Genomic DNA, 14443 nt, shown 5'->3' on the forward strand with positions numbered 1-14443 from the left:
GGTTCGCGGCCGGACATGGCAAACTAACCTAACAACCAAAATCCCATGCAAAAATCTATCCTTCTTTTCCTGTGTGCCGTGTCGGGGACTCTTCTTGCCGGATGCTACGAAAACGATTCGTCCGGCCCCGATATGGTCGATCCCTGGTTACGCGAACGTACGCCGTTGGGCTTTCGCGTGGAGAGCCAGGTCGGGGAAGCGGTCATTACCGACGACTGGCGCCACGACGAAACCGGTACGATCCGTTTCCAACTGGTCACGGGCGGAATAGCCGACATGACTAAAGTCAAAGTCGAAGAAATCACCTTGCAATACAATGCGAAGGCCTCGGTTCAGGCCGGCTCGACGATCGATTTGAGCTCGGGTTCCTGCGACATCGTGGTGACGGCCGAAACGGGTGAAACCCGAACCTATACGGTCTCCTACGACCCCTTCGTGGAGCCCTTCGAAGGGGTTTACGACATGGACTACGACGTCAATAACCATGACGAATCGCAGTATGAGAACGGCAACGCCTTCGCCCTGTGGTTTTTCGGCGGCAGCAACGACGGATGCTACTGCCAGTCGCTGATGTGGAAACACTGGAACTGGAACGGCGGTTACAAGCCGATGGTCGAGGATGACAACGTGTTGACCATCACGCTTACGGGCGTCGATTCGCAGACGGGCGACACCTACGGCACCTGTTACAACGATGCCGGCCCCGATGGCAAATATGCCGATTTCAAATGGAATTCGAACGGGGGCCATGACCTGAAAAAATTCTACCGCTGCATTCCCGAAGGGGAGAGCACGTGGCGGAAAGACGGAAAGACGGGGCTGGTTACCTTCACGGCCTCCGACGGCACGGCCCATACGGCGACTTTCTACAGCGAGCCCACGACATTGACCTACGAGCAGAGCGGAAAGTCCTTCTCTTGTCAGATCATGAACCAGGGCCTGGAGTTTCCCGTTGCCGGAACCCCCATGCCGGGTTGGTCGGACTATTCGGATTTCGACAAGTATGTGCAGAATCCGCAGCGGTTCATCGTAAAGATGAAAAAGCGCCAGCAGTAACCCGGGGATCGCCATGAACCGCTTATTCCTGTTGTTTGCAAAGGCATTCTGCTGCATTGCCTTGTGCTGTATTGTTCCCGTCTCGTGCGGCGGCGGAGACGTCGAAATTCCGCCCCCTCCCTCCACGGCTCCGGGCGGGGGCGATGATAATCCCGATGACGATGAACCGAAGCCCGATCCCAATCCCAATCCCGATCCGGACGAACCGACCCGGCTGAAAATCGTCGACCCGCAGGCGACGGATCAGACCAAAGCACTCTATTCGAACCTGTGGGCGGTCGCTTCCAGGGGATTCATGTTCGGACACCACGACGATCTGTGGTACGGCCGTTACTGGTACGATGTGCCGGGCGGTTCGGATACCAGGGCTGTTTGCGGGGACTATCCTGCTGTCTTCAGCGTCGACCTGGCGCCTATCATGGACAATCGCTCCGACTATGAGAGCGACCGGAAGGAGAATGCCATCCGCCGGCGTGTCATGCTCGAAGCCTACGGCCGCGGCGAGGTAATCGTTGCCTGCTGCCACCTGAACAATCCGCTCACGGGCGGGGATTCGTGGGACAACGGCAACACGGGTGTCGTTCGGGCGATTCTCGATCCGCAAAGCCCTCAGCATGCCCTTTACCGGCAATGGCTCGACCGGCTGGCAGACTTTGCGCTCAATCTCAAAGGTGCCGACGGGAATTTGGTTCCCTTTATTTTCCGCCCTTATCACGAACACACCCAGGAGTGGCCCTGGTGGGGTTCGAAATGCACGACCGAGCAGGAGTTCATTGATTTCTGGCGGATGACCGTGCGATACCTCCGCGATACCAGGGGGGTGCACAATCTCATCTATGCGATCTCACCCCAGATGGACTCGGAATATTCCGATGCGCGGGGACGTCTGTCGTTCCGCTGGCCGGGCGACGAATGGGTTGACTTCATCGGTATGGATTGCTACCACGGGCTCAACACGGCGGCCTTTACTTCGAACCTGAAGGCGTTGACGCAATTTTCCCGTGAAAAGTTGAAGCCCTGCGGCGTCACCGAAACGGGTCAGGAATCCTTCACTAAGGCCGATTACTGGACACAATGTATCCTTGCCCCGCTGACTACCCAACGTGTTTCGATGGTGGTCATGTGGCGTAACAAGTATGTCTCCGACGAATCCGATAAACATTATTACTCGGTCTATCCGGGGCATGTATCGGAGGCGGATTTCAAGATTATGTACGACCGTCCTCGATCCTTGTTCAGCTCCGATCTCCCTGCGATGTACCGGCAGGCCGAGGGGGTCGTCGTCGAATGATATCAAACTGCAAAACCTAAAACAACTTTAATCTTATGGTAAAATTCTTCAAAACGTCCCTGCTGTACGGTTTGCTGATTGTCCTGAGCAGTGCCCTTCCGCAATGGGCGGCGGCGCAGTCCCGGGTTGTCTCCGGAACCGTAAAAGATGAGAAGGGAACCGGTTTGCCGGGAGTTACGATCATCGTGAAGGGTACCGCGGGCGGTACTACGTCGATGGCCGACGGCCAGTATTCGGTCAAGGTGTCGACCGGGGATGAGCTCGAATTTTCATTTATCGGCTACGCATCCCAAACGGTCAGAATCGGCGCGCAAAGCGTGGTGGACATTACCTTGCAGGAGCAGTCGCTTCTTGCGGAAGAGGTGGTGGTTACGGCTTATGCTGTCCAGAAAAAGGTGAATGTCACGGGTTCGATTTCCCAGGTGAAGGGTACGGATTTGGTGGCCACGCCCGTGGCGAACATCTCCAATGCGCTGATCGGCAACACGCCCGGTGTAAGCGGGCTGCAGACTTCGGGCGAACCGGGGCATAACGCTGCGAACATCCGCATCCGGGGTATCTCGACCTACGGATCGGCCAGCCCGCTCATCGTCATCGACGGCGTGGAGCAACCTTCCGAGCAGGCCATGTCCGAGCTCAATGCGATGGACGCCAATGAAATCCAGGGTATCAGTGTCCTCAAGGATGCGTCTTCGACTGCCGTTTACGGTATCCGCGGTGCCAACGGTGTGATTATCGTCACTACGCGACGCGGCAACACGGGAGCCCCGACAGTGAATTTTTCGATGAACTACGGCTTTACGCGGGCTTCGAATTTCCAGAAGGGCACCTCTTCCTATGAGTATGCCCTGCTGCGCAACGAAGCCATCCGCAACGAGCAGCGCAGCTTCGCAGGAACGGAGAGCCTTTCAACCTACATTTTCGACGATTACGATCTCTGGAAGTTCAAGAACAACCGCGATTATACGCCCGTAGAGGTCGATGCCAAGACAAACCTTTCGGCCGAAAAACGGGAGCTGCTCAAGAAGCAACCCGCACTTTACTATGCCAACCGCGACCTGTATAAGGAGATGTTCGACCGCAATGCCCCTCAGATGCAGGTCAACCTCAACGTGGCGGGCGGCACACAACGCGTAAAGTATTTCGTATCGTTCGGCTATTTCTCGCAGGCCGGCATCACGCGGGACGTGCACTACCATGACGCCAATACGGGTTCGAAGTTCAACCGCTATAATTTCCGGTCGAATTTCGACATCTCGGTGGCCAAGAACTGGAAGATCTCGATCAATACGGCGGGGCAGTTCGGTGAAACGCAGGGACTGGGCAGCGGAAGCGACCCCTATGACCTGTCGTCGCGTTACAAAAGCATCATGCAGTATATTTACGAGGGCAACCCCTTCATCTCTCCGGGTATGATCGACGGCCGCCTGGTAAACGGGTTTGCCGGCACGGCGGGTTCCGAACAGAATCCCCTGGCCGTGAAGACGGGCAGCCAGCTCGGTTCGCAGAACGCTATCGTAAGCCTGCTGACGGCTGGGACGAACAGTATTTTCAACTCGTTGCTCGACAATACCATCAAGTTGGAACATACGATGGACTACCTGCTGGATGGCCTGCGTATCTACGGCACGGTCAATTACCAGGACAACTACAACCGTATCGTCAAATATAAACCCTCGATCCCGACCTACTCGGTGCAGCGCAATCCCAATGACCCGACCGTGCTCGATTTCTTCGGCGGCGGCATGGGTGCCGGTTCCTTCGAGTCGTGGGGATACAGCAACTGGAACAAGCTTTACCTCGATGCGGGCATCGACTGGCATGGCAGTTTCAACGGGCATAATGTTTCCGGGCTGGTGCTCGCCAAGGCTTCCCGCTATACCATGCCGGGCGATTCGTACAATGTGGCTTCGGGCGTCATGGGCTTCGTGGGTCGTGTGACCTACAACTATAAGGATCGTTACATGGCCGAGGTCAACGTAGGTTATAACGGAACCGAACAGTTTGCCAGGGGACGCCGTTTCGGCTGGTTCCCGGCCTATTCGATCGGTTGGGTTCCCACTTCGGAAAAATTCTTCCCCGAGAACGACATTCTGACGTTCCTCAAAATCCGCGCGTCGTATGGCGAGGTCGGTAACGACCAGTTGGGAGGCAATCGGCGGTTCTACTACCTGCCGAATACTTATAACCTCAATCAGGGCGGCTACTGGCTGGGCAACTCCGACGGTTCGTCGCAGAATCCCTATTGGGTCGGCGCTACGGAAGGGGTGATCGGCAATCCCGACATTACCTGGGAGCGGGCCAAGAAATACGACGTGGGTATCGAGGCGCGGTTCTTCCGCAATCGCCTCTCGCTGGTGGCTGACTGGTTCCGCGAAGACCGCCGCAACATCCTCACCACGCTGGGAACCATTCCGATCATCTACGGCGTAAGTTCCGACAAGGTTCCCCCGGTAAATGTCGGTATTACCAAAAACCAAGGCTATGAACTCCTCCTTTCGTGGGAAGACCAGATCGGCAACTGGCGTTATTCGCTCAGCGGCGACGTGAGCTATTCGCGCAACAAGATCGTCTACAAGGCCGAAGCCGAGAATCCCTATCCCTGGATGAACCAGACCGGATTCTCGATCGGACAACGCTTCGGACTGGTCAGCGACGGCTTTTTCAATACCAACGAGGAGCTTGCCAATCGTCCCTACAATACCTATACGGCCAACCGGGCTACGCTGGGAGACATCCGTTACGTAGACCTCAACGGCGACGGCCTGATCGACAATAAGGACATCGCGCCGATCGGTTATCCCAACTATCCCGAGTACCATTTCAACGTCAAAGCGTCGGTCGGGTGGAAAGGCTTCGACCTGCGCGTGCTCTTCATCGGTACGGCCAACGGCTCCTATTACCTGAACAGCGGCTACACGATGCCGTTCTTCAAGCGGGCGGGCAACGCCTGGAAATGGATGTACGACGGCCGTTGGACTGCCGAGCGTTATGCTGCCGGCAAGAAGATCACCTTCCCGCGGATGACGTTCGATACGACGAGCAGCGACAACAATTACCTGACGAGCGATTTCTGGATGAAGTCGAGCAATTTCTTCAAGATCAAGAATATCGAATTGGGCTATACGTTCGATATGACGCGCGGCCGGCTGGCTCGCAGCCGTATCCGTGCCTTGCGCGTCTACTTCAATGCCAACAATGTCTATACATTCAAGAACGAACTGACGGATATTGGCATCGACCCCGAAACTACCGACGGAAGCACCTATATCTATCCGCTGACGAGCGTTTTCAGCTTCGGTATAAACCTGAAATTCTAATCCGCACCGAACTATGAAAAAGATAATCGTTACTTTACTGATATCGGCATCGCTGGGCCTTTCCGCCTGCCAGGATACCTTCCTGCAGATGCCGGACACGACCGGAACGGTCGACCTGAACGAGGTTTACGGGTCGGCTAAAAATGCCAAGAGTGCCCTGATGACCTGTTACCGCGAAGCCCTGATCCACGGTCTTCCCGGCGGTTGGGGCGTCGGTCACGGCACCTTGGGAGCCATCAGCGGCGAGATTTCGCGCGGCTATTCGTGGCACGGAACCTATACGATCTCCCAGTCGGGGCTCGACGTGAACGGGACGGACGGCTCGGATGCCGGCTCCGACCACTTCGGTAACAACTGGGCGTATATCCGCCACTGCTTCACCGTGCGGGAGAATATCGACCGGGTTCCCGACATGAGTGACCAGGAGAAGAATTACGTCAAGGCCGAAGCTACGGCGCTGGTGGCCTACCGTTACATGGGCATGTTTTACCGCTACGGGGGCCTTCCCATCGTCCGCGGGTCGTTTTCCAATCCTGCCGACCCGGGGGTTTTCGCCGGCCGGGCATCGCTCCAAGAGACGCTGGAGTATATTCTCGAACTATGCCAGCAGGCCTACGACGGGCTTCCCGAAGGCGACTGGGGTGCTGCCGACCAGGGGCGGATGACGCGCGGCGCCGTGCTGGCCATCAAGGCCCGTACGCTGCTGTTCGCAGCCCGGCCGCTTTTCAACTCGGCGACTCCCTACCTGAGCGGAGGACATGACGACCTGGTGTGTTTCGGCTCAAAGTCGGACGACCGTTGGCAGGATGCCATCGAGGCCAACGAGGCCGTGCTGACCTGGGCTGCCGCCAATAACTACGCCCTGCTCAATACCGGCGGTGCCGGTGAGGGCAACCCTAACCCCAAGGCCTTCGAAGACTATGCTACGGCAACTTCGACGCCTGCCAACCGGGAGGTGCTGCTGGCCTACAAATGCGACGAGACCGGTCAGTGGACGTGGCCCGGAAGCGCCATCTTCTACTACAATAACTACTCTCCGGTTTGGACGAACAACCGTTGGGATACCGATGTGAGCGGTGTATTGACCAACTTTCTGAAGCTCTATTACAAAGCCGACGGATCGGAATTCACGAACTGGCCTGGTGTGAACGAAGCCGCTCCGCGGGATGCTTCGGAGTGGATTCAGAATATCGGGGACATCGAGCCGCGCGCCAAGGCCGATAATATGTTCGTAGGCTTCGACGCCTTCAATAACCCGGGCCATTCGAGCTGGTCGGCCAACAACTGGGGCCGTCAGGTGTCGAATGCCGGCAAGAAGACCAATTTCCCGGCCGCCATCGAGGCCGGGAAGGGGTGCGCCGCGCCGGTCAAATTTTACTATAAGGCCGGAACGCGCGTCTGGTTCGAGTTCCCGCTCTTCCGCCTGGCAGAAACTTACCTCAACCTTGCCGAAGCCTATAATGAGAAGGGCATTGCCGCCAAGGCGCTCGAGAATCTGAACAAGGTGCATAACCGGGCGGGCCTGCCGAAGGTCACCGAGACCGACCAGGATGCCCTGCGCAAGATTATCCGCCGGGAGCGTGCCATCGAGCTGTACCGCGAGAACAACCGGTATTATGATGTCAAGCACTGGAAGGACGAGAATATCGGTAACGGTATCATCGGTGGCAACATGCACGAGTTGCAGTTCAAGATCAAGGAGAGCCATTCGGGCAGCTTCAACCTCGCTTCTGGCCTCGAATCATACTGGGATGCAGTGGTTTACACCTCGTACTGGAATCCGAAAATGTATCTCGAACCCATTCCGCAGTCGGAGATCAATAAAGGCACGCTGGTGCAGAACCCCGGCTACTAATTTCCGCAGGTTTTTCCGCTAAAAACAAATACGATTATGAATAAATTCATCATTATACCATTGCTTCTTACGGGAGTCGTTTCGCTGACCGCCGCAACGGCCGCCGGGACGATCCAGGAGCCGGCGCCTGCCGATTCGGCTTACGCGGCGGAGCCTGCGGTTCCGGGGGCATTCTTCGGGACATCCCAGGCTCGCACAACGGGGGCCGTTTCGACCGTCGACGGGGTTTCCCTCGGCAAGACGACCGCACCCAACCTGACCAACAGTTTTGCCGGGCAGTTTTCGGGTCTGACACTTTTTCAGGGGTCGGGCGAGCCGGGTAACGATACGGCCAGCTGGCTGATCCGCGGTATCGGGTCGTATGGTAATGCCGGTTACAATACGGCTAAAATCTTTGTCGACGGCTTCGAAGTGAATGCCAGCTATATTGCCTACCTCTCGCCGGCGGAGGTCGAACGCGTGTCGATCCTCAAGGACGGTGCTGCGTTGTCCGTTTTCGGCGAACGGGGTGCCAACGGCGTGATTTGGATTGAAACCAAACGCGGCAGGATTGCCCCGGCAACCGTCAGCGCCTCGGTGCGTTTCGGGCTTCAGCAGGCCACGACCCTCGCCAAGCCGCTCGATTCGTACGGTTATGCGTCGCTTTACAACCAGGCCGTCAGCAACGACCAGGGGCGTTGGTCGCCTGCCTATAACGACGAGCAACTGGAGGCTTACCGGAATGGGACGGGTACCGATGTCGATTGGTACGACGAGGCATTGCGCAATGCCGGTTATACCATCGACGGCGATGTCTCCTTTCGCGGCGGTACCGAGGTCGCCCGCTACAACGTGATGTTGGATTACCTCAATCAGCAGGGTCTTTACGATGTGAAGAACAGCGATTCCCGGTCGAACCGTACCTACGAGCGCTACAATCTGCGTGCGAACCTCGACTTTACGATCTTCAAGTTCATCGAGGCGCGTGTCGACCTGGGCGGGCGGATCGAGCGTGGCAAGCGGCCCAATATCGCGACCGACGACCTGTTCTATAACATGGCACGCTATCCCTCGAACATTTACGAGATATGGGACGATGCCGAGCGGACGCACTATTCCGGAACTTCGGTCTACAACAGCAATCCCGTGGCGTCGCTCAATGCCCTGGGGTGGCGCCAGACCCAGTCGCGCGTATTGCAGGGCAATTTCCAACTGGTCGAGAAACTCGATTTCATCACCGAGGGGCTCTACCTGCGCGAAGCCTTCTCGTTTAACACCTATACCAAGAGCGGCTATTCGAAGACCCGTAACTACGCCCGCTATCACAACGGCGAGCGTACTACCACCGACGAAGATACATCGCTGCAGGCCAGCGGCTACGGCTCGGACGGCATGGAGGACTGGAAGCAGGGCCAGATTTCGCTGGGCTACAACCGTACGTTCGGCCGCCACGCCCTCGACGGTGCCGTGAATTTCCACATATCGGGCTATAACGGCGACGGCTATTTTTCCTATAAGTACCACTATGCGAATCTCAACGGCCGCATCAATTACAGCTATGACGACCGCTATGTCGCCGAGTTCGGGTTCTCCTATTTTGGTAACGATGCCTATGCCAAAGGCAACCAGTGGGCGTTCTACCCTTCTGTTTCCGCAGCCTGGGTGCTTTCCAACGAGGCTTTCCTGAAGGATTCCAAGGTCGTCGACCTGCTTAAGCTGCGTCTTTCGTACGGCCGTAGCGGCTTCGCCGATTCGGGTGCTACCGGCGTATTGTCGAACTACTCTTCCAATGGACGCTATCTGTTCAAGGACTATTACACCAATTCCTATGTCGGCTCCTTTTACATGGGCTCCGGCGAAGGAGTCTGGCAGAGTTCGCTGGTGCACATGTTCCTTGCGAACGCCGGCGTGCATGCCGAAAAAAGCAGCAAGTACAACGTCGGTATCGACGCCGAACTTTTCGGGAAACTGCATCTGTCGGCCGATGCCTTCATCGATAAACGCACTGACATCCTTACCCTCGATAATTCGATGATGGGCTATTACGGCAAAAATTATTATTTCGACAACATCGGCAAGATGACCAACAAAGGGGTCGAGCTCTCCGCCGTGTGGAACGACCAGCGCGCCAACTGGGGATACAGCATCAACGGGTCGGTGTCGTTTAACCGCAACAAAATCGATTACATGGCCGAGGTGGCTCCGGCGTACAGCTACAACGCCCAGACGGGTCGTCCGTACGGGACGCTGATCGGGTTGGTCGCCGACGGTTTTTACGATGTGGACGATTTCAATGCCGACGGTTCGCTCAAGGCCGACCTGCCGCAGCCGATGTTCGGCGCGGTGCAGCCGGGTGACATCAAGTACCGCGACCTGGATCGGAGCGGTTTTGTCGACCAGAACGACGTGACCAAGGTCGGCAAATCGCCCTATCCGGAGTGGACGTACTCGCTCGGTGCCGCCTTCAACTACCGGGGTTTCGATTTCAGCTTCCTGTTGCAGGGTATCGCCGGCGCATCGTTCAATCTGCTCGACAATGCGGTACAAACCCGGGCCTTCGTTGACAACGGCAATGTTTACCCCATCGCCCGCGGTGCCTGGGCCTACTATCCCGAACAAGGGATAGATACCCGGGCCACGGCGACCTATCCGCGCCTGACTACCCAAAGCAACGAAAACAACTACCAGCTGAGTTCGTTTTGGGTGAAGAGCCGTAACTTCATGCGCGTGCGCAATATCGAGGTGGGTTATAACTTCAGGCACCACGCCAAATTCCGCGCGGCGGGTATCTCCAACTTCCGGATCTACCTGAATGTAACCAACCCGTTTACCGTCAGCAAACTGATGTCGGATTACGACCTGGATCCCGAGTTGCTCTCCTACCGTTATCCGGTGCTTAAGTCCTATAACATCGGTGTAAGCCTTACTTTCTAATTAAACTATCGAAGCCATTATGAAATTCAGACTCATATCCAAGACGTTCCTGCTGTCGGCTGCTGTCGCGGCCGGTGCCGGATGCAGCGATTTCCTCGACACCAGTCTCGACCAGAACGAAACGGGGGAGTCGATCGAGACGACACTCGGTACGTTGTGGAAATTCGGCAATGCTTTCTACACCCCGATTGCTTCCGGTTATACTACGCTCGACTCCAATCTTTTCGCAGCGGCGACCGACGAGGCACAGCAAACCAAAGTGCAGTGCAATGCCAGCTATTTCAACAAGGGGGTCATCAACGCCAACCTCAACCCGATTTCGAATCTTTATACCGACTGCTACGAAGGGATCCGTGCCGCCAATTTTTTCCTTGACTACACAGCCAACGGCAAAGGCGAGTACATGGTGGGCATGAACCGCGATACGATCAACGACCGCCCCAACTATGAACGGGACTTGGCCTCGCTGCACTGGTACCAGGCCGAAGCGCACATCGCACGGGCTTATTACTATGCCGAACTGATCAAGCAGTACGGCGGCGTTCCCATCGTCGAGAGCCAGTATGCCGCGAACAAGTTCATCCCGCGTTCCTCCTACGACCAGATAGTCGAGTACATTGTCAAGGAGATCGATGACCATAAGGGAAAACTGGCTGTCGACTGGGCGAGTTTCTCCGAGCGCAACGGCCGCTTTACGCTGGGCGCCGCGCTGGCCATCAAGGCGCGTGTGCTGCTCTATGCCGCCTCGCCGCTCCACAATCCCGACAACGATGTCGAGAAGTGGAAAAAAGCCGCCGCGGCTGCCTACGATATTATCAGCAACCCGGATTTGAACTACTCCCTCGACAGCGATTACGGGGCTTATTTCCAAGGTAACCGCAGCCTTTCCAGCCCGGAAACCATCTATGTCGTACGCCGCGAACAGTCCAATGCGATGGAGAGCAACAACTATCCGATCGCTACGCCGGGCGGTGCGTCGGGCGTGACGCCGACGCAGAACTTGGTCGAGGCCTATGAGTGGGTCGGCGATCCCGTTGCCGGGGATCCCTATGCCAACCGCGACCCGCGTCTGGCGGCAAGCGTCGTGACCAACGGCAGCACCTGGAACGGTCATGTGATCGACCAGTCACCGGGCGGTAGGCACGACATGTCCGCCCCGAATGCAAGCAAGACGGGATATTACCTTAAAAAGTTCCTGACCGACAACCTCGACCTGACGCAGGGCGCCAAGGTGCAGCATAACTGGGTGTCCTACCGCTATGCCGAGGTGCTGCTCAACTATGCCGAAGCGATGAATGAGGCCTATGGCCCCGACCAGGCTCCCGGCGACTATGCGCTCACGGCGCTCGATGCCCTGCAACTGGTGCGCGACCGTGCCAGTCTGCAGCTTCCGATTGTCACGGCGGCGACCCGCGACGAATTCCGCGAGGCCGTTAAGCACGAACGCCGCATCGAACTGGCCTTCGAGGATCATCGTTACTGGGATCTGCTGCGGTGGAAGGATGCGATGGAGGTACTCAACAAACCCGTCCGCGGTGTGAAGGTAACGAAAACAGGAGAAGGCAAGTGGTCGTATACGCAGACCGAAGTGGCTACGCGCACTTTCCTCGAACGCAACTATTATATGCCTTTCACCCGTTCCGAGGTTGAAAATTCGAATCATACGCTCGAACAGAACCCCGGTTATTAGTTCCGGGATGCAAAAGAACAATGAATTATGAAAAACAAGTTGATCCTGCTCATCGCATTTCTTTGCACATGTGCCTTTGCAGCCTGCGAGGGCGACGGCGACGCCGATTACGGATTCGGTAAAGTATATATGCCCCAGGCCGTTTCGACCGGCGGCCTGAACAACTCCTATGCCGTACCTTCGGGCGGTGGTGACTATACCTACAATTTCCGTGTTGAAAACGGTACGGTTCGAATAATCCTGGGTGTCATACGCTCGGGAAAGCTCTCCGATAAGAAAGGGTATACCGTCGATGTCTACACTTCTGCGGAGGACACGGCGGCCGCCGTGTCCGCATTCGGCGGCGAAGCCATGCCCGAGGGACTTTATTCGCTGCCTTCGACGGTCGTGGTGCCAGACGGGAAAACCGGTGGGACATTCTACCTCGATATTCCCGTGCTGGCGATTTCGAGGAGCGAATACGCCGGCAAGAAACTGGTGCTTTCCGTCGGAATCCGGAATCCGTCGGCATACGAACTTTCCGATGCGGCGACCAAAACCGCCGTTATCGTGAATGTCGATGCCCTGAAGGCCTTGCTCTAAACATCTTAACCTGTGAGAACGATATGCCTCTTGTCGGAGAGGCATATCGTTTCTCAAAATCATGACGACCTATGAAAAAAGCCATTCTGATCCTCTTTGTACTCCTCTCCGCGGCCGGGATACGGGCGCAGATCCGTTCCGTGGAATGCACTGCGCCCAGGCCCGGCCTTTACGAGCGTACCGATTTCACGATCCGCTTGACGGCCCGTTACGACAATGCCTATCTGCAGGAGCAGGTTGCTCTCGACATGCTGATTACCACGCCTTCGGGCGCCGAACGTATGCTGCCTTGTTACTGGGTCGAGGGGGCGTCGGGTGCCGAGTCGCGCTGGGAAGCCCGTTTCACGCCTCAGGAAGAGGGACGCTATGCCTGCCGCTTCCGCCTGAGCGAACAGGGCCGTGAAACCTCCCGCTCGAAAACCGTACACCTCGATGTCGGCCCTGCCGCGGATTCCCGGGGTATTCTGCATGTGCGCGATTACTGGACGTTGATTTACGACGACGGAACGCCGTTCCGGGGTGTTGCTGAAAACATCTGCTGGGAATCGCGTGCCAACGACGATTCGCGCTTTTTCAAGGCCCTGCACGAACAGCACGACAAATATAACTACGACTACATGCTGCCGCTCTTCGCCCGCAACGGTGGTAATTTTATTCGCGTTTGGATGTGCGGATTCAATTTCCCGATCGACCAGCAAGACCATTTCAACAACATACGCTACGAGGCATCCGATGCATACTATAATCCCAGCGCCATCGCCCGTCTCGACCATTTCGTCGGGCTTTGCGAACGGCTGGGGATACACGCGATGCTCTGCATGGGACAGGGTGCCGTGCATGCCGACCGGGCGTTTTTCACCGGGGAGCCGCAGGCCCGCCGCTACATGAACCGCCTGCGCTATATCGTCGCACGCTGGGGTTACAGTCCGGCGATCGGTATGTGGGAGTTCTTCAACGAGATCGACAACATCCAGTTCCGCGATGCGAAGAACCCGATCCCGGCCGAAGAGATAGTCGCCTGGCATGCCCGCATGGCCAGGTACCTGAAAAGTATCGACCCTTACGGACACCCCGTCACCACGTCGATTTCCCACCGGGATCTCGAAGGGCTCAATTCGGTGCCTGGGATCGACGTCAACCAGAAGCATATCTATTGCAATACGGGCATTATTCCGGCCGAGATACTCCGCTATGAAAACCGTTTCGGCAAACCCTACGTTATCGGCGAGTTCGGCTATGAGTGGGACTGGTCGAAGAACTTCGATGATTTTGGCGCGGATATGGATCGCGATTTCCGCCGGGGACTTTGGTACGGCATTTTCTCGCCCACGCCTCTGACGCCGATGAGCTGGTGGTGGGAGTATTTCGAGAACCGCGGTATGATGGCCTATTTCAGGGGAGTGCGGCAAATATCCGACCGGATGCTCGCCGACGGCAAGGGCTCTTTCGAACAGATGACCGTAGCGTGCAACCCGGCAGAAGCAATGGGCATCCGGTGTGGCGACGTGGTCTATGTTTACCTTTATAACAATTCTGCCGAGCACATCAGGGAGGCGGGACTCACCGTCAATCTGGGTTGTAATGGCAGCTATGCGGTCGAAGCGTTCGATCCCGCGACGTGCATTAGCACGGCGCAGGGCAACCTTCCGACCCCAGGGCGTTTTGTACTCGAAAAAATCACGCTCGCGCCATATGCCGAGCGGATCTACATCTTTACTCCCGAATCCGTTAAATGA

General features: G+C 56.7%; 8 protein-coding genes. All 8 read left to right on the forward strand.

Translation table 11 applies throughout. The annotated features are described in order from the left end of the window. The first annotated feature begins 45 nt into the window (after positions 1-45). Positions 46-1056, forward strand: coding sequence for a hypothetical protein (locus B3C38_RS08525; RefSeq protein WP_022332715.1), 1011 nt, complete (start codon positions 46-48; stop codon positions 1054-1056). 13 nt (positions 1057-1069) lie between these two features. Further along, positions 1070-2347 (forward strand): glycoside hydrolase family 26 protein, encoded by a 1278-nt coding sequence (locus tag B3C38_RS08530; RefSeq protein ID WP_022332714.1) that lies wholly within the window; start codon positions 1070-1072, stop codon positions 2345-2347. A 35-nt stretch (positions 2348-2382) separates the two neighbouring features. Beyond that, entirely contained in the window at positions 2383-5667 is a 3285-nt protein-coding gene (locus tag B3C38_RS08535) for a SusC/RagA family TonB-linked outer membrane protein (RefSeq protein ID WP_022332713.1), read from the forward strand. 13 nt (positions 5668-5680) lie between these two features. Then, positions 5681-7522 (forward strand): RagB/SusD family nutrient uptake outer membrane protein, encoded by a 1842-nt coding sequence (locus B3C38_RS08540; protein ID WP_022332712.1) that lies wholly within the window; start codon positions 5681-5683, stop codon positions 7520-7522. A 36-nt stretch (positions 7523-7558) separates the two neighbouring features. Continuing rightward, positions 7559-10435 (forward strand): SusC/RagA family TonB-linked outer membrane protein, encoded by a 2877-nt coding sequence (locus tag B3C38_RS08545; RefSeq protein ID WP_022332711.1) that lies wholly within the window; start codon positions 7559-7561, stop codon positions 10433-10435. A gap of 19 nt (positions 10436-10454) precedes the next feature. After that, on the forward strand, positions 10455-12125 hold the full coding sequence (locus tag B3C38_RS08550) for a RagB/SusD family nutrient uptake outer membrane protein (protein ID WP_022332710.1): 1671 nt from the start codon (positions 10455-10457) through the stop codon (positions 12123-12125). 27 nt (positions 12126-12152) lie between these two features. Beyond that, a complete protein-coding gene (locus B3C38_RS08555; protein WP_022332709.1) occupies positions 12153-12707 on the forward strand; it encodes a DUF1735 domain-containing protein in 555 nt (184 codons plus the stop codon). Positions 12708-12778: 71 nt separating this feature from the next. Continuing rightward, a complete protein-coding gene (locus tag B3C38_RS08560) occupies positions 12779-14443 on the forward strand; it encodes a cellulase family glycosylhydrolase (RefSeq protein WP_022332708.1) in 1665 nt (554 codons plus the stop codon).

The sequence above is a fragment of the Alistipes sp. UBA1686 genome, from assembly GCF_002320215.1.
GTDB classification, from domain to species: domain Bacteria; phylum Bacteroidota; class Bacteroidia; order Bacteroidales; family Rikenellaceae; genus Alistipes; species Alistipes onderdonkii.

Coding starts and splice junctions, on each gene's coding strand:
- B3C38_RS08525 (WP_022332715.1), top strand. CDS start 46: ATGCAAAAATCTATCCTTCTTTTCCTGTGTGCCGTGTCGGGGACTCTT.
- B3C38_RS08530 (WP_022332714.1), top strand. CDS start 1,070: ATGAACCGCTTATTCCTGTTGTTTGCAAAGGCATTCTGCTGCATTGCC.
- B3C38_RS08535 (WP_022332713.1), top strand. CDS start 2,383: ATGGTAAAATTCTTCAAAACGTCCCTGCTGTACGGTTTGCTGATTGTC.
- B3C38_RS08540 (WP_022332712.1), top strand. CDS start 5,681: ATGAAAAAGATAATCGTTACTTTACTGATATCGGCATCGCTGGGCCTT.
- B3C38_RS08545 (WP_022332711.1), top strand. CDS start 7,559: ATGAATAAATTCATCATTATACCATTGCTTCTTACGGGAGTCGTTTCG.
- B3C38_RS08550 (WP_022332710.1), top strand. CDS start 10,455: ATGAAATTCAGACTCATATCCAAGACGTTCCTGCTGTCGGCTGCTGTC.
- B3C38_RS08555 (WP_022332709.1), top strand. CDS start 12,153: ATGAAAAACAAGTTGATCCTGCTCATCGCATTTCTTTGCACATGTGCC.
- B3C38_RS08560 (WP_022332708.1), top strand. CDS start 12,779: ATGAAAAAAGCCATTCTGATCCTCTTTGTACTCCTCTCCGCGGCCGGG.